Here is a 15,488-nt window from a genome sequence, read left to right as displayed (position 1 = left end):
AACGTTCTGTTGGCAGATCCTCGGCACAAAGGCCGAGGATTGACGGCGGAGATGTTTAAGCCTTCGGCCGCCGTTAAGCGCGGGTAAGAAGGAGAGGCGCCTTTAGATAGGTTCAGGAGACCTTCAGATGAGCTGGCAACCAGCCGCAGACCGCTATTCGAAAATGAAATATAACCGCACGCGTCGTTCCGGCCTGAAGCTGCCGGCCGTTTCCCTTGGCCTCTGGCATAATTTCGGCGGCGACACACCGCATGACCGCAAGATCGACATGTGCCGCACGGCCTTCGACCTCGGCATCACCCATTTCGATCTCGCCAACAATTACGGCCCGCCGCCCGGCAGCGCCGAGACTGCCTTCGGCGAGATCCTGCGCACCGAATTTTCCGGACTTCGCGACGAGCTGATCATTTCCTCCAAGGCCGGTTACGACATGTGGCCGGGGCCTTATGGCGAATGGGGCAGCCGAAAATACGTGATCGCTTCCTGCGACCAGAGCCTGAAGCGCATGGGCCTCGACTATGTCGACATCTTCTATTCCCACCGTTTCGATCCTGACACGCCGCTGGAAGAGACCTGCGGCGCGCTCGATCATATCGTCCGCTCCGGCCGAGCGCTCTATGTCGGCATCTCCTCCTACAATTCGCAGCGTACGCGCGAAGCGGCCGCCATCCTCAAGGAACTCGGCACACCCTGTCTGATCCACCAGCCGAGTTATTCGATGCTCAACCGCTGGGTCGAGGATGACAGTCTGCTCGACGCGCTCGACGAGGTCGGCATGGGCTCGATCGTGTTCTCGCCGCTTGCCCAGGGCATGCTGACGACGAAGTATCTCGACGGTATCCCGGTCGACAGCCGCGCGGCGCAAAACCATTTTCTAAAGCGCGACTTCATCCGTCCCTCGATCATCGACAATATAAAGAAGCTCAACGACATCGCCGAGAAGCGCGGTCAGACGCTGGCGCAGATGGCAATCGCCTGGGTGCTGCGCGGCGGACGCGTGACCTCGGCGCTGATCGGCGCCAGCCGCTCATCGCAGATCGTCGATTGCGTCAAGGCGCTGGATAATTTGGAATTCACGGCCGAGGAGCTTGCGGAGATTGATGTTTATGCCCGGGAGGCTGATATCAATCTGTGGGCGAAGTCGGCGGAGCGGGAGTAGGGAAGGTCGGGGCAATTAAGACCCGGAGTTCGGCACAGAGATCCAGCCAGCCCAAGTCCATGGGGTGAAAGGATTCTTTCGCCGCGCAGACGCGCGGCGGCTGGATTCCTGTGACAAGCACAGGAATGTGGGCGAGACGTGAGATATCTCGGCCCCGTATCTGACGTACGTACCACAATAATAGCTAGGAGGAGGCCTTCATGATCCGCAATCCCATCCTGCCCGGGTTCAACCCCGATCCGTCAATCTGCCGCGTCGGCGCGGATTATTACATCGCCACCTCGACCTTCGAATGGTATCCCGGCGTGCAGATCCACCATTCGCGCGACCTGGTGAACTGGACGCTGGTGCGGCGGCCGCTGGAGCGCCGATCGCAGCTCGACATGCGCGGCAATCCCGACAGCTGCGGCATCTGGGCGCCGTGCCTTTCCTATGCCGACGGGCAATTCTGGCTCGTCTATACCGACGTCAAGCGCTTCGATGGCAGTTTCAAGGATGCACCGAACTATATCGTCACCGCGCCCTCGATCGAGGCCGAATGGTCCGATCCCGTCTATGTCAATTCCTCCGGCTTCGATCCCTCGCTGTTCCATGACGAAGACGGCCGCAAGTGGTTCGTCAACATGCAATGGAACCACCGCACCGAAAGCTATGGCGGCTCGCCGAAGTCGCCGGCCTTCGACGGCATCCTGCTGCAGGAATGGGACCCGGCGACCAAGGCGCTGAAAGGCCCGATCAAGAATATCTTTGCCGGCAGTCCGCTCGGCCTCGTCGAAGGCCCGCATCTCTTCAAGAAGAACGGCTGGTATTATCTGACGACCGCCGAGGGTGGTACGGGCTACGACCACGCCGTCACCATGGCGCGCTCGCGCCGCATCGAAGGGCCTTATGAGATGCATCCGAACATGCATCTCATCACCTCCAAGGATCATCCCGGCGCGGTGCTGCAACGGGCAGGACACGGCCAATATGTCGAGACGCCGGAGGGTGAGGCCTATCACACCCATCTCTGCGGCCGACCGCTGCCGCCGAAGCGGCGCTGCACGCTGGGGCGGGAGACGAGCCTGCAGAAATGCGTCTGGGGCGATGACGACTGGCTCTATCTCGAAAATGGCACCTCGGTGCCCGATGTCGATGTGCCCGGCCTCTTCGGCGCCGTGCCTGCGGAAAAGCCGATGCGCAGCGAATACAGCTTCGACGGCGGCACGCTGCCGGCCGATTTCCAATGGCTGCGCACGCCCGAGCCCGAGCGCATTTTCAACCTGACGGACCGCCCCGGCCATCTCAGGCTGATTGCCCGCGAAAGTATCGGCTCCTGGTTCGAGCAGTCGCTGGTCGCCCGTCGGCAGGAGCATCACAGCTTCCGCGCCGAGACCGTTGTCGAGTTCGCGCCCGACACCTATCAGCAGGTCGCGGGGCTGACGCATTATTACAACCGCCATAAATTCCACGCCGTTGCCGTGACGCTGCACGAAACACTCGGCCGCTGCGTGACGATCCTCTCCTGCAATGGCGATTATCCGAACGGACGCCTCAGCTTCCCCGCCGAAAGCGGTGTGGCGATCGCTGCTGAGGGCCGTGTCCAGCTCGCCATGGAAATTCGCGAGAACGATCTGCAATTCTTCTGGCAGACCGAGGGCAAGGGCGCTTGGCAGCCGATCGGCCCGATCCTCGACGCCGGCATGATTTCCGACGAGGGCGGACGCGGCGAACATGGCTCCTTCACCGGCTCCTTCACCGGTGTGTTTGCCTTCGATACGTCGGGACGCGGGAAGATCGCGGATTTCGACTGGTTCAACTATGACGAATTGTGAGGGAGCACTGCTCACCGCCCGCCCACGCCTTTGAAGTTTCGACCTGCCAAAAAGAAAGCCGGCGCAGGGCCGGCTAAGACGAACGCGGCTGAACAGGGGATGCTGGCCGGTTCCAAGCACTTCGTGACTGAACAATAACTTTCACTACATGCCGAGGCAGCGGAAAATGGGTGCAACGAGAACACCCGAAGACGGCTCCGCAAGGAATGGGCGGCGGGGCGGATGCCGGTGCTGGCCTCGGTTCCTTTATCGGGCACGAAGATCACCGGATGATGACATCGACGGCGGCTATATTTCTTTTCACCGGAACGGGGCGGCTCTCGCAAAAGATCCGACGCCAGTGGGCAGCCGTGTGTTGGCAAGGCGCGAATGCAGTGTTCACGTTCCCAAGGATGTCAAAGCGTCATGAAGGCATTATATAGCGGGCCGAAATACTTCGATAATCCTCAAGAGTAACGCATGGCCCCCATCATTTCCGTTCAGAATCTTACCAAGACCTACGCCAATGGGTTCGAGGCGCTGAAAGGCATCAACCTCGACGTCGAAAAGGGTGAGATCCTGGCGCTGCTCGGGCCGAACGGCGCGGGCAAGACGACGTTGATTTCGATCATCTGCGGCATTGCTAATCCGAGCGGCGGCAAGGTGCTGGTCGCCGGCCACGATGTCGTCAAGGATTTCCGCGCCACACGCGGGATGATCGGGCTGGTGCCGCAGGAACTGACCACCGATCAGTTCGAGACGGTGTTCAATACGGTGAGCTTTTCGCGCGGGCTGCACGGCAAGAAGGCCAATCCCGCCCATATCGAGAAAGTGCTGCGCGCGCTTTCTCTCTGGGACAAGAAGGACAATATGCTGCGCCAGCTCTCCGGCGGCATGAAACGGCGTGTGCTGATCGCCAAGGCGCTCTCACATGAGCCGGATATCCTTTTCCTCGACGAACCCACAGCCGGTGTCGATGTGACGTTGCGCAAGGACATGTGGAATGTCGTTCAGGAGCTTCGGGCCTCGGGCGTTACCATCATCCTGACCACCCATTATATCGAGGAGGCCGAGGAAATTGCCGACCGCGTCGGCGTGATCAACGGCGGGCAATTGCTGCTCGTCGAAGACAAGGCGGCTTTGATGGCAAAGCTCGGCCGCAAGCAGCTCATCCTCGATCTCACCGAACCGCTCGAACGGCTTCCGGATTGTTTTACCGGCAACGGGTTGACGCTGGAAGCCGGCGGCGGCCGGCTGACTTACGATTTTGACGCCGACAACGAGCAGGAAAGCATTGCGGCGCTGCTGACCCGGCTGGGTGAAAACAATATCCATTTCAAAGATCTCTCGACGCGGCAGAGTTCGCTCGAAGACATCTTCGTGGCGCTGGTAGGAGCGGACAAATGAACGTCGAGGCGATCAAATCGATCTATTTCTTCGAGATGGCGCGCACGCGCCGCACGCTGCTGCAGAGCGTCATCTCGCCCGTCATCTCGACCTCGCTCTATTTCATCGTCTTCGGTGCGGCTGTGGGATCGCGTATCCAGGAGGTGGAGGGCGTGTCCTACGGCGCCTTTATCACGCCGGGCCTGATCATGCTGACGCTGCTTGGCCAGTGCATCAGCAACGGTTCCTTCGGCATTTATTTTCCGAAATTCACCGGCACGATCTACGAAGTGCTCTCCGCGCCGGTGGCGATGACCGAGATCCTGCTCGGTTACGTCGGGGCCGCCGCCACCAAGGGCATGATCATCGGCTTCATCATCCTGCTTACGGCCAATCTCTTCGTCGACGTCAGGATCGAGCATCCCTTCATGATGATCCTGTTCTTCTTGCTGACGGCCGTCACCTTCAGTCTGTTCGGCTTTATGATCGGCATCTGGGCCGGCAATTTCGAGCAGCTGAACCTCATTCCCATGCTGGTCGTGCCGCCGCTGACCTTCCTCGGCGGCAGCTTCTATTCTGTCAATATGCTGCCGCCCTTCTGGCAGGCGGTCAGCCATCTCAACCCGGTGCTCTATCTCGTCAGCGGCTTCCGCTGGAGTTTTTACGGGATCGCCGACGTCAACCCGGCGATTAGCCTGGCGATGATCACGGTGTTCCTGGCGATATGCCTTGGCACGCTCGGCTGGATCTTCAAGACCGGCTACCGGCTGCGCAATTGATCGTTTCCTGAACAGCATCATCGGGAAAGCCGATGATGCTATCGGTTTCTTCCGTTTTTCTTCTGCTTCGAGTCGAGGCATCTGCTCTCCCATTCAAATGGAGATGCGAGATGACTACAATCAAGATCGAAGGTGCGAAGGTGTTGATCGTCGGCGGCAGCTCGGGCATGGGGTTCGCGCTTGCCAGGCGCCTGCTCGATGAGGGCGCCTCGGTGACGATCGCGGGGCGCAGTCAAGAGAGGCTTGCGGCAGCTTGCCGCCAGCTCGGCGACAACCCGAAACTTGGAACCCACGCTTTCGACATATCGCAGGAGGAGGAAGTCGCGGCACTCTTTCGCATCACCGGGGCGGTCGACCATATCGTCAGCACGGCCGCCGATATTGAAGGCGCCTATCAATTGCTGCCGTCGATCGAGCTTGCCGCGGCGCAGCGCGTGGTCGCGAGCAAATTTTACGGGCCGCTGCTGCTGGCGAAATACGGCGCCGACCACCTGCCGCCGTCGGGATCGATCACCTTTACCTCTGGAGTCGCTGCCTATCGACCGGCAGCGCGCGGATCGGTGGTCGCCGCCGTCAATGCGGCGCTTGAAGGTCTGGTCAGGGCGCTCGCCGTCGAATTGGCGCCAATCCGTATCAATGCCGTGTCACCGGGATGGGTGGATACGCCGATCTGGAGCTTCGTTGCTGGGGACGCCAAGCAGGCAACGCTGGATGCGATGGCGCAGCGCCTGCCCACCGGACGTGTCGGCCAGCCGGAGGATATCGCCGATGCGATCCGCTTCCTGATCGGCAACGGTTTCACCACAGGCACTATCCTGCATGTCGAAGGCGGGCATCGGCTGGTCTGAGGGGCAAAAGTTCTTCGCTGGCCGATTGCAGGAGGAGAGCGAGCGTCGGCGGCTGCACGCGCCGGCGCCGCCACATCATCACCAGCGAAGCGGTGGGCGGTTCGCCCGGCCACGGCAATTCGACGACATCGCTGCGCCCAGCGTCCGGGCCGACTGCAATACGCGGGACGAGGCCGTAACCGGCGCCCGATGCAACGAGCCGGATGATCGTCGCGATACTGTCAGCTTCCGTTACGATGGGCGGCGCAGTCACGCCCGCCTCTGCAAAGGCTGTATCGAACAGGTGGCGATAGACGCAACCGGTTTCGGTCGCGACAAAGGGCGCCATGCTCAGCGCCGCAAGGCTTTCAAATGACGGGACCTGCGAATCGCGGCCCGTGATCAACACCAGCGGTTCGATGGAGATGCGGCGCGTCGCAAAGCGTTCGTCCTGCTCACCGCGATCGAAGGTGAAGGCGACGTCAATCGAGCCGTGCCGCAATTGGGCAAGCAGCTCGCCGCTGCCGCCAATCTTGAGTTTGAGAACGAGGCCGGGGTTTTGCCTGCGGAAGAGAGAGAGCCAGGGTGCCAACCTTTCGGCGGCGATGGTTTCGAGCGTGCCCAGGAAGATGGACTGCTCGCTTCTGCCGGCTGCAGCATAGACGGCGGCCTTTGCCTCGTCATTCAGCGCCAGGATCTCCTCCGCATAGGCTTTTAGCGCCGCACCTGCCGGCGTCGGGGCGACACCCTGGCGGGAGCGGAGAAAGAGTTCCACGCCAAGCTCTTCCTCCAGCGCCTGTATCTGGTCGCTGAGGCTCGATTGGGCGAGGTTGACCTCGGCGGCGGCGCGGGTGAGATTTTGATGCCGTATCACTGCGAGGAATGTCTTTAATTGTCGTGGATTCATCTCAAGCTCCGCTGGTCGCGCAGGCGCCTTGACGCAGGATATCAACAAAGCGGAACCTGCTGCAACGCGGGAGCATTTTTGGCGACGAAGGGCCCGCCTGTGTTGTGCCCTTTCCGCTCAGGCGCTGCTGACCAGCAAAGCACCCGACAGGATGAGGAGGGTGCCGGCGACGAGCCTCACAATGTCGAGTTCGGCAGCTTCGCCGAGAAACGCAGCGCCGATTGCCAGCGTCACCAGCACGTTGCAGCTCCAGATGGGCGCGAGTTTCGACACCGGGACGCCATAAGCGAAGAGCGCGAAGCTGATGAGGCCGGTGCCGACGGCGAAGCAGGCGCCGGCGGTGGCGGCAAAACCGAGGCCTTCGGCGGTCCAGGGGGCAGGGCGCCAGATCAGCGCGGCAATCAGGCCGGCAAGCGCGCAGGCGGCGCCGAAGGCGATCAGATAGACGGCGGATCCGGTCGCGGCGGTGGCGCTCTGCTTCTGGAAGATAGCGGTGATGCCCCAGAAAATGGCGGGCAGAATACCGCCGATGATGATCGGCCAGAGTGAATTCATCGCGAAACTCCTGTCGCACCCATGGGTCAGGGCCTTTGCCGCAGGCCAAGGCCGGTCGAGCATGCGGGGTGCCACCAGACTAGGAGTTTCTTTTTGCTCTTTGTGGTCTTGTTGTTGCGCCTGAAGGTGACAGATGCGAACGCTGCCGTAAAGCCGTGCCGACTGCGGATCGCGAGCGCTGCGGCTCAGTCGCGCATGCGCAATTCGTCGGTCTGCATCTGCAGGGAGCCGAGCGTTTCCAGGAAGCTCATGCCGAGCAGGCTCTGGTCGAGCCGGCCGTCCTCGGCGACGCTGGCTGCGACATTGTTGCGGACGATCGGGCCGATTGCCACCTGGTCGAGCGTGACGGGTGCTGCGCGGCCGCGGCCGTTGGCGGTCATGACAGTCATCGAATAGCTGAGGCCGGAGAGGTCGATGCCGATCCGCTCGGCATCTTCGTGGGACAGCGCCACCATGCTGGCGCCGGTGTCGACGAGCATCTCGATCGTTTGGCCGTTGACGGCGACATCGGCTTCGAAATGGCCATTCAGCAGCTTGTGCAGGATGATCTCCTGGCCGCCTTCGCTTGTGGTGGCGACGACGGCGCGGCCGGGAACGAGGCCGGCGAGCAGCCGGTTGCCGACGCCGAGCGCTTCCTGACGATAGAGATAGACGGTCACGAGCGCCAGGATGATCACCAGCCAGATTATCATCTGGCGCATCGTCTCACTAACGCTGTTCCGGCGCGCCCAGATGCCGGCCGACAGCATCAGCGCGATCGGCAGCAGATAGACGACGCGGACGAAGTCATCGCTCTGCAGGCCGAGGATCCGGCTGCTGTCATTGTTGACGATCAGCACCGCAAGGCCGATGCCTATCACGACGAGGAAGACGGTCAAACGGATCATGAAGGTCGCTCCGGCCCGCTGGCGTGGCCTGTTTTCATGTCGTTCGATAGCGCAGCGGCGCCCGCAAGCCTTGCCGGCAGCAAGGCCATGATCCGTCTCCGCTCGATGTCGGAGTAGCTCATCCAGCTGCCGATTTCCTGAAGAGTCCGGCCGCATCCGGCGCAAAATCCGGTGGCGGAAACCATGGAGCAGACGTGAATGCAGGGTGTTTGCATGAAGGACATATCGGAGTTTCAAAGAGCCGTGGCAAGGGCGCAAAGCGTGGCGATCTCGCAAATTTGCTGCGTCGCGCCCAGCGTGTCGCCGGTGTGGCCGGCAAGCTTGCGGCGGATGAAAGCGGTAAAGGCAAGCGCAGCGATGCCGGTGGCAAGCAGGCTAGCGACCAGCGGACGCAGGCCGAGGGCAGGCCAGATCAGAAGCGCTGCGACAAGGCCGGCCGAGGCGAGGGCAAACTGCATTGCCGCCTCATCCGGCTGGCCGGTAGAGGCGGCGACGCCATCGGCCTTAGCCGGCGGCAGCCGCTGCCAGTGCCAGGCGATGGCGCCGCGGCTGAGTGCTGCGACGGCGGGAATGGCAAGGGCTGAAGTGAGCGGCGAGGCGTGGCGGGCGATGGCGGCAAGTGCTGCCGCGCGGATCGCGAAGGAGAGGACCAGCGCGATCGCGCCGTAGCTGCCGATCCGGCTGTCCTTCATGATCTCGAGGCTTTGCTCGCGGCTCTTGCCACCGCCGATGCCGTCGGCAGTATCGGCCAGGCCGTCCTCGTGCAGTGCGCCGGTGACGACAGCCTGGGTGGACAGCGCGATCAGGGCAGCCATCAGCGGATCGGCGCGCAGCCCCAGAAGGAGGAGCAGGGCGAGTGCGGGAACAAGGCCGATGACGATGCCGGCGAAGGGAAAGGCGCGCACCAGCCGGCCGAGCCTGCCGTCGTAGGTTTTGAACAGCGATGGCGGCATGGGAATGCGGCTGAGGAAGGCGACGGCGCGGGCGGTATCGACCGCATGGTCCTTGATCTTCATTCTGCTTCGTTCTGTCCAAGGTTTCGGCTTTTGGCCCCGGCTTATGGTCGCGGCGGCGCTTTTGCTGTTGTTCGCCCCGGCTGGCCGCTTTAAGAGGGTTGCGACCCGCAAAGAAGCTGATTTGCCCGACGCAAACAAGTGGTTTGCGTGAAAACAAGAATACCCGGATTCATAGGAAAGCCGCACAGATGAGCGTTTCAGGCCTGCCGTTCGACGATTTCCGTACCCTGCTCCGCGACCTGCCGGGGCCGGATGCCCGTGCGCTGGTGGCCGCACGCGAACGCGACGCGCAACTGACCAAGCCTCCGGGCGCGCTCGGACGGCTTGAAGAAATCGCATTCTGGCTTGCCGCCTGGACTGGCCGCCCCCCTGCCGTCAACCGGCCGCTGGTGGCGATCTTCGCCGGCAATCACGGCGTCACCAGGCAGGGAATCACACCCTTTCCGCCGGCCGTGACACAGCAGATGGTCGAGAACTTTGCAGCCGGCGGCGCTGCGATCAATCAGATCTGCGTCGCTTACGATCTCGGGCTGAAGGTTTTCGATCTGGCGCTCGATTATCCCACCGGCGACATCACCGAGGAGGCAGCTCTTTCCGAGCGCGATTGCGCCGCGACTATGGCCTTCGGCATGGAGGCAATCGCCGGCGGCACCGACCTGCTCTGCATCGGCGAAATGGGCATCGGCAATACGACGATTGCCGCGGCGATCAACTATGCGCTCTATGGCGGTTCGGCACGGGACTGGGTCGGACCCGGCACCGGTTCGCAAGGCGAGATGCTGGAGCGCAAGGTCGCGGCGGTGGAAAAGGCCGTGGAACTCCACGGCGATCATCTCGACGATCCCCTGGAAATCATGCGCCGGCTCGGCGGCCGTGAGATTGCGGCGATGGCCGGCGCCATCCTTGCCGCCCGCATGGAGCGCATCCCGGTGCTGATCGACGGTTACGTCGCAACCGCCGCTGCGGCGATCCTCAAAGCCGCCAATCCATCTGCGCTCGACCATTGCCTGATCGGCCACGTCTCCGCCGAGCCCGGACATCTGCGCGCGATCGAGATGCTCGGCAAGACGCCGCTTCTGGCGCTTGGCATGCGGCTCGGCGAAGGTACCGGGGCGGCACTCGCCGCCGGCATCGTCAAAGCAGCCGCTGCCTGCCATTCCGGCATGGCGACCTTTGCCCAGGCCGGCGTGACCAACAAAGACTGACGCCGCGGTCGGCGCCGCCTAAAGCGCGTCGCGTCAAACTCGATGCATGCGACCTGCTTTAGCTCTTTGTTTTTACGCATGTCGTTGCCGCAAAACCGCTGCACGCTTTTGCGCGACATGCTTTATCCGCACGCGGCTTCGCTTGCGCCGCCCAGATGGATTCGGTATCTGCGTATTCGGTCATCAAGCGGGGCGGCAAAGCCTTTCCCGGTCTGCAAGAGGAGAGGGGCGCCTTGACGAAGCGTGCGGTGACGAAAGAGACCGGATTTCGGCATTTCACCGCCGCCGCCAGCTATTCCTGGGCAGGCTTCCTGCGCGTTCTGAGAGAAGCAGCCTTCCGCCAGGAACTCGGTTTCTTCGTCGTTTCGATCGCGGCGCTGGCGCTGGTCGGGGCGACCGCCGGCGAGATCGTCGTAGCGGTGGTTCTGTTTCTCGGGCTGTTTTCGATGGAGGCAATGAATACCGCTGTCGAGGAGGTGATCGACCGGATTTCGCCGGAGATTTCGATCGTCGGCAAACATGCCAAGGATCTCGGCTCCTTCGCGGTGAGCTGCATGATTGCCGCCTGCTGCCTCTATCTCGGCTTCGTCCTCGGCAAACATATCTTCTTTGGATCCGCATGATGTCGTCCGAAAACCGCTCACACTTTTCGGCATCATGCTTTAGCTGAATCAGGCAAAACTCTTGCGCTTGCGCGCGACCGCCTGAGCCTCTTCCACGGCCGGCAGGCTCTGCAGCACGCGCTTGGCCGGCAGGATGGCGATGACCTCGGTGCCTTCGCGCAGCTTCGACTTCAGCAGGAATTGTCCGTCATGCTTGGCAAGGATCGCCTGGACGATCGGCAGGCCGAGGCCGGTGCCCTGTTCGGCGCTCTTGATGGCGATCGAGCCTTGGCCGAAGGCCGACAGGACGACGGGAATTTCCTCTTCCGGAATACCGGGGCCGTTGTCCTTGATGGAGATGTACTGTCCGCCGCCGGCGGTCCAGCCGACCTTGACGTGAATTTCGCCGCCCTGCGGCGTGAACTTGACCGCATTAGAGAGAAGGTTGAGCACCACCTGGCGCATAGACTTTTCATCCGCCCAGATGGCCGGCAACTGACGTTCGAATTGATCCGAAATGGCGATGTTCTTGGCGCGGGCCCGCAGCTGGACCATGCCGATGCAATCTTCGGTGATATCGAGAAGCGAGATCGCCTCCTCGCTGAGCTCGTATTTGCCGGCCTCGATGCGGGAGAGGTCGAGGATCTCGTTGATGAGATCGAGTAGATGCTGGCCGGAGCGGTGGATATCGCCGGCATATTCCTTGTAGGTCGGATTGGCGAGCGGCCCCATGACTTCCGCCGACATCACCTCGGAGAAGCCGAGGATGGCGTTGAGCGGGGTCCTGAGCTCGTGCGACATGGAGGCAAGGAAGCGGGACTTGGCGAGGTTTGCCTCTTCGGCGCGGCGACGCGCCTCGTCCGACATCGATTTCGCCACTTCAAGTTCGGCGATCAGGTCGTCCTTCTCCGACTGGTAGGAAAGGATCCTGAGGTTCGACTTGAACAGCCGATCGCTGATATAGTTGAAGAAGACGAGGGTACTGGTGAAGAGCCCCGTCAGGCTGATTTCGAGGAGATCGCGCGACAGGCCGCTCTTGGCGGCAAGCGCCAGGATCGCCGGCGAGAAGGCGACAAGCACGGCGGGCGTCAGCATGAAATTGGACATCGCCGTGACGGAGAGCGCGATCAGCAGCGTCGCGCCCTTATAAAGGATGAAGCTGGACGGCTCGCAGGTGTCGCAGCCCTGCAGCGCGAAGACCGCCCAGCAGCAGCCGAGCAGGAACTGGCCGAGCAGCAGCAGGCGGCGCCATTTGCGGGCGCTCTCCGGGGTGATTTCCTGCCGGCGCGCGCGCCGGGCAAGCAGGATATTGCCGGTTTGACAGGTGAGCGTCAGCAGCGCCCAGAAGAGCAACTGCGTATCTTCAGTGATATAGACGCCAAGCGCGGTGATGAGGACGATGAAGAGCGGCATGATCGTCGCGCCCTGCAGCATCGACGCTACATACATCTTGAGCACGTCACGATCGAAGGAAGAATTGGACGCATGGCCGGACTGAAGACGTTCGCGCGTTTGCCGCACGGCCTTGGAAACGGCCTTGTTGCGGTGGCTGCGCGACCTGTCGACGATAATCTTGTCGGTCGATGTGCTGACGCCGGTACTCATGTGCACGTTGAAACTTCATCCCAGGGTGGATAAGAGCTTAACCGGCAATTCTTAAGAAGATGTTTGCCATCTTTGCCAAGGATTTGTTTTTTAAGGAGGCGAAAGCGTGACACGGAGCCTGCGCCTGATTCGCGACGGCGTGACCGCTTTTGCTCTGCTGGCGCTCCTGGCGCTGATCGCCGCCAAGTTCAACGATGCAGCAAAAATTGAGCATGCGGGCGCTTTCCATGCTGCCGATGGCGACAGTCTAAGCTTGGGAGATGTACGTTTGCGCCTTGAAGGCATCGATGCACCGGAGCTTAACCAAAGCTGCGAGCGGGCGGGACATGCCTGGGCCTGCGGGCGGGCGGCGCGCGAGGCGCTGCAAGGCATGGTCGTGGCATCGGGAACGCTTTGCCAGGGGAGCCGGCGCGACCGCTACGACAGGCTGCTCGTCATCTGCCGGAGCGGGACGGGCGGCGACATCAACGCGGCTATGGTGCGCCGGGGCATGGCCATCGCCTATGGCGGTTATGGCAGGGAGGAGGCCGAGGCGAGGGCTGCCAAGGCGGGCCTCTGGGCCGGAACTTTCGAGCGGCCGCGCGATGTGCGCGACCATGCGCGCCAGAGTTCCGATTTCCACGGCCCGCTACGCTTCATCAGGCGGATCGTCGGATGGGAGTGAAGCGATGAGCGACGAAGCCAGGCTGGAGATGCTGCGGCTGGAGATCGCCTCCTGCCGCATCTGTCGTGACGCGCCGGCAAAAGGCCTTGCATATCGGCTGCCGCACGAGCCACGGCCTGTGGCTGTGATTTCGTCGAACGCACGCATCCTGATCGCCGGGCAGGCGCCCGGGCTCCGAGTGCATGAGAGCGGCCTGCCGTTCGACGATGCTTCGGGCGACCGGCTGCGGACATGGCTCGGCGTTGACAGGGCAAGCTTTTACGACCGCGATCGATTCGCCATCGTGCCGATGGGTTTCTGCTTTCCCGGCTATGACGACAAGGGTGCAGATCTGCCGCCGCGTCGCGAATGCGCGCCGTTGTGGCGGGAAAAGGTGATTGCGGCCATGCCGCAGATCGAACTGGTGCTGGTCATCGGCCAATATGCGCAGGCCTGGCACATGGAGGGCGAAAGGCGGGGCAATATGACCGAAACGGTGCGGGCATGGCGGGACGCTCTTCTGTCTAACCGGTCACCGGCGGTGCTGCCGCTGCCGCATCCGAGTTGGCGCAACAGCGGGTGGCTGAAGCGCAATCCATGGTTCGAGAAGGAATTGCTCCCAGTCCTGCAGGATCGAACGAAAATGCTGCTTTCCTGAAACAAAATTCTTTTCGTCGTGCGGAATCGCGTTATACAAAGAAAATAATTCGAAAGGACTGTTGCGCGAATGGACCGCCTCGACCGAAAAATACTGCGTCTGCTGCAAGAAGATTCGACCCTTGCCGTGGCCGATCTCGCCAAAAAAGTCGGGCTTTCGACGACGCCATGCTGGCGGCGCATCCAGAAAATGGAAGAAGACGGCGTCATCAAGCGCCGGGTCGCCATCCTCGATCCGGAGAAGGTCAACACCAAGGTCACCGTGTTCGTGTCGATTCGCACGGCCACCCATTCGATCGAGTGGCTGCGGCGCTTTTCCGAAGTGGTCGCCGAATTCCCCGAAGTGGTGGAATTCTATCGGATGAGCGGAGATGTCGACTATCTCTTGCGAGTCGTCGTGCCCGATATTGCCGCTTATGATGCCTTTTATAAGCGGATGATCGCCAAGATCGAGATTCGCGACGTCTCCTCCGCCTTTGCGATGGAGCAGATCAAGTATTCGACGCAACTGCCGCTCGACTACATGATTCTCGACAATGCCAAATCCAACGAGGATTGAAATCGCCGTGCGGCCTTGCAGCCGCACGGTCCAGAGACGCGAAGAGTGTGCTGTCTCGGTCGATTCCGCCACATTCTGATTTCACGGATCCGGCAAGGGTAGCAGCGGAATGTCATCCTGACTGCAAAAAAGCCCAGGAAATAGCGAAAAAACGCTCGAATCCCACCAAGATTCCGAAAAAATACATAGCCTGGTAAGGAATACGGCGCTATGTTGAACACAGCCAACGAGCGCTATGTCATTATTTCGTCTCATTGGTATCGAATTCAGGACACCATGTTCCAAACCGCTGCCTTGTATGTGTTGATTAGCCGGCGGTAGAGTTTATGCACTTCACCAATAATGTTCGACGGGGGTCGAACGGTGAAGATTTGACAAATGGGGTATAGCATTTGCGGCTTGCGATGGAGGATTTCCGTCGCGGAGCCGCTTGGTGTGTTTTTCTCTCTATATAATTGAAATTGTTGTATAAAAATCACGCTGTTGGGGAAAGTTGCTTTGCGGCAGCCATCCGGCGTGTATCAAGAATTGCTTGATAAAGCTTGGTATGTGATGACGGTTTGGCGGTTCGATCGATCCGCACGCCGAGATGGCTGTTCAAACTGGGCCGGCTTCAAATCGACTACCCGATTGGAAGCCAGCCCCGATCGACAAAGGAATGGATTGGTAAATGAACATCAGAATGGTTTTGCTTGCATCAGCAGCAGCGTTTGCTGCATCGACGCCGGTTCTTGCAGCTGACGCTATCGTTGCTGCTGAGCCGGAACCGGTTGAATATGTTCGCGTCTGCGACGCTTACGGCACCGGCTATTTCTACATCCCGGGCACCGAAACCTGCCTCAAGATCGAAGGCTACATCCGTTTCCAGGTCGACGTTGGTGATCAGCCGCTCAATGGCTCGGTCAGCA

17 protein-coding genes are annotated in these 15,488 nt (G+C 61.2%); 11 read left to right on the top strand and 6 right to left on the bottom strand.

What is annotated here, in order from left to right; translation table 11 throughout:
* The first annotated feature begins 127 nt into the window (after window positions 1-127).
* From mgrA to K6N12_RS22780, 5 genes are all read left to right on the top strand, one after another.
* Window positions 128-1,159 (top strand): L-glyceraldehyde 3-phosphate reductase, encoded by a 1,032-nt coding sequence (mgrA, locus tag K6N12_RS22800; protein WP_097625776.1) that lies wholly within the window; start codon window positions 128-130, stop codon window positions 1,157-1,159.
* A gap of 200 nt (window positions 1,160-1,359) precedes the next feature.
* On the top strand, window positions 1,360-2,973 hold the full coding sequence (locus K6N12_RS22795) for a glycoside hydrolase family 43 protein (protein WP_097625775.1): 1,614 nt from the start codon (window positions 1,360-1,362) through the stop codon (window positions 2,971-2,973).
* A 459-nt stretch (window positions 2,974-3,432) separates the two neighbouring features.
* Window positions 3,433-4,359: an ABC transporter ATP-binding protein gene (locus K6N12_RS22790; RefSeq protein WP_097625773.1), complete on the top strand. Its 927-nt coding sequence runs from the start codon at window positions 3,433-3,435 to the stop codon at window positions 4,357-4,359.
* Window positions 4,356-5,117 carry an ABC transporter permease gene (locus K6N12_RS22785; RefSeq protein ID WP_012557935.1) on the top strand — a complete coding sequence of 254 codons (762 nt, stop codon included), beginning with the start codon at window positions 4,356-4,358 and terminating at the stop codon, window positions 5,115-5,117. The genes K6N12_RS22790 and K6N12_RS22785 overlap by 4 nt, the downstream gene beginning before the upstream one ends.
* A 110-nt stretch (window positions 5,118-5,227) precedes the next feature.
* Window positions 5,228-5,965 (top strand): SDR family oxidoreductase, encoded by a 738-nt coding sequence (locus tag K6N12_RS22780; protein ID WP_097625772.1) that lies wholly within the window; start codon window positions 5,228-5,230, stop codon window positions 5,963-5,965.
* On the opposite strand, the gene K6N12_RS22775 is transcribed toward K6N12_RS22780, so the two are convergent.
* The 5 genes from K6N12_RS22775 to K6N12_RS22755 all read right to left on the bottom strand — a co-directional run bounded on the left by K6N12_RS22775 (window position 5,928) and on the right by K6N12_RS22755 (window position 9,309).
* Window positions 5,928-6,851 (bottom strand): LysR family transcriptional regulator, encoded by a 924-nt coding sequence (locus tag K6N12_RS22775; protein ID WP_097625771.1) that lies wholly within the window; start codon window positions 6,849-6,851, stop codon window positions 5,928-5,930. The two genes, K6N12_RS22780 and K6N12_RS22775, sit on opposite strands and share 38 nt — an antisense overlap.
* Before the next feature lie 117 nt (window positions 6,852-6,968).
* Complete coding sequence (locus tag K6N12_RS22770; protein WP_097625770.1) at window positions 6,969-7,406, bottom strand: EamA family transporter; 438 nt, start codon at window positions 7,404-7,406, stop codon at window positions 6,969-6,971.
* Between the two features lie 185 nt (window positions 7,407-7,591).
* Window positions 7,592-8,293: a TIGR02281 family clan AA aspartic protease gene (locus K6N12_RS22765; protein ID WP_097625769.1), complete on the bottom strand. Its 702-nt coding sequence runs from the start codon at window positions 8,291-8,293 to the stop codon at window positions 7,592-7,594.
* The gene (locus tag K6N12_RS22760) at window positions 8,290-8,508 is read right to left on the bottom strand and encodes a DUF1289 domain-containing protein (protein ID WP_097626050.1); all 219 of its coding nucleotides are present in this window, start codon (window positions 8,506-8,508) and stop codon (window positions 8,290-8,292) included. Before K6N12_RS22760 ends, K6N12_RS22765 begins: the two co-directional genes overlap by 4 nt.
* Window positions 8,509-8,526: 18 nt before the next feature.
* Window positions 8,527-9,309: an adenosylcobinamide-GDP ribazoletransferase gene (locus K6N12_RS22755; RefSeq protein WP_097625768.1), complete on the bottom strand. Its 783-nt coding sequence runs from the start codon at window positions 9,307-9,309 to the stop codon at window positions 8,527-8,529.
* Window positions 9,310-9,497: 188 nt separating this feature from the next.
* Between K6N12_RS22755 and cobT the strand changes: the two genes are divergently transcribed.
* On the top strand, window positions 9,498-10,514 hold the full coding sequence (cobT, locus tag K6N12_RS22750; RefSeq protein ID WP_097625767.1) for a nicotinate-nucleotide--dimethylbenzimidazole phosphoribosyltransferase: 1,017 nt from the start codon (window positions 9,498-9,500) through the stop codon (window positions 10,512-10,514).
* Between the two features lie 233 nt (window positions 10,515-10,747).
* Window positions 10,748-11,137 carry a diacylglycerol kinase gene (locus K6N12_RS22745; protein ID WP_097626049.1) on the top strand — a complete coding sequence of 130 codons (390 nt, stop codon included), beginning with the start codon at window positions 10,748-10,750 and terminating at the stop codon, window positions 11,135-11,137.
* Window positions 11,138-11,185: 48 nt separating this feature from the next.
* Here the strand turns inward: K6N12_RS22745 and K6N12_RS22740 are convergent, their stop codons facing one another.
* Window positions 11,186-12,721, bottom strand: a complete 1,536-nt coding sequence (locus K6N12_RS22740) for a sensor histidine kinase (RefSeq protein ID WP_097625766.1) — start codon at window positions 12,719-12,721, stop codon at window positions 11,186-11,188.
* A gap of 106 nt (window positions 12,722-12,827) precedes the next feature.
* On the opposite strand from K6N12_RS22740, the gene K6N12_RS22735 reads away from it, so the two are divergent.
* The 4 genes from K6N12_RS22735 to K6N12_RS22720 all read left to right on the top strand — a co-directional run.
* Entirely contained in the window at window positions 12,828-13,385 is a 558-nt protein-coding gene (locus K6N12_RS22735; RefSeq protein ID WP_097625765.1) for a thermonuclease family protein, read from the top strand.
* A gap of 4 nt (window positions 13,386-13,389) precedes the next feature.
* Window positions 13,390-14,022 carry a uracil-DNA glycosylase family protein gene (locus K6N12_RS22730; protein ID WP_097625764.1) on the top strand — a complete coding sequence of 211 codons (633 nt, stop codon included), beginning with the start codon at window positions 13,390-13,392 and terminating at the stop codon, window positions 14,020-14,022.
* 69 nt (window positions 14,023-14,091) lie between these two features.
* A complete protein-coding gene (locus tag K6N12_RS22725) occupies window positions 14,092-14,580 on the top strand; it encodes an Lrp/AsnC family transcriptional regulator (RefSeq protein ID WP_003540387.1) in 489 nt (162 codons plus the stop codon).
* A 670-nt stretch (window positions 14,581-15,250) separates the two neighbouring features.
* The coding region (locus K6N12_RS22720) for a porin (protein ID WP_222148975.1) at window positions 15,251-15,488 on the top strand (238 nt) is incomplete at its 3' end.

Source organism: Rhizobium redzepovicii (assembly GCF_019793435.1).
Taxonomy (GTDB): Bacteria; Pseudomonadota; Alphaproteobacteria; order Rhizobiales; family Rhizobiaceae; genus Rhizobium; species Rhizobium redzepovicii.
Note: the sequence above shows the minus strand (reverse complement) of the source record. Positions and strands in the feature narration are given on the sequence as shown.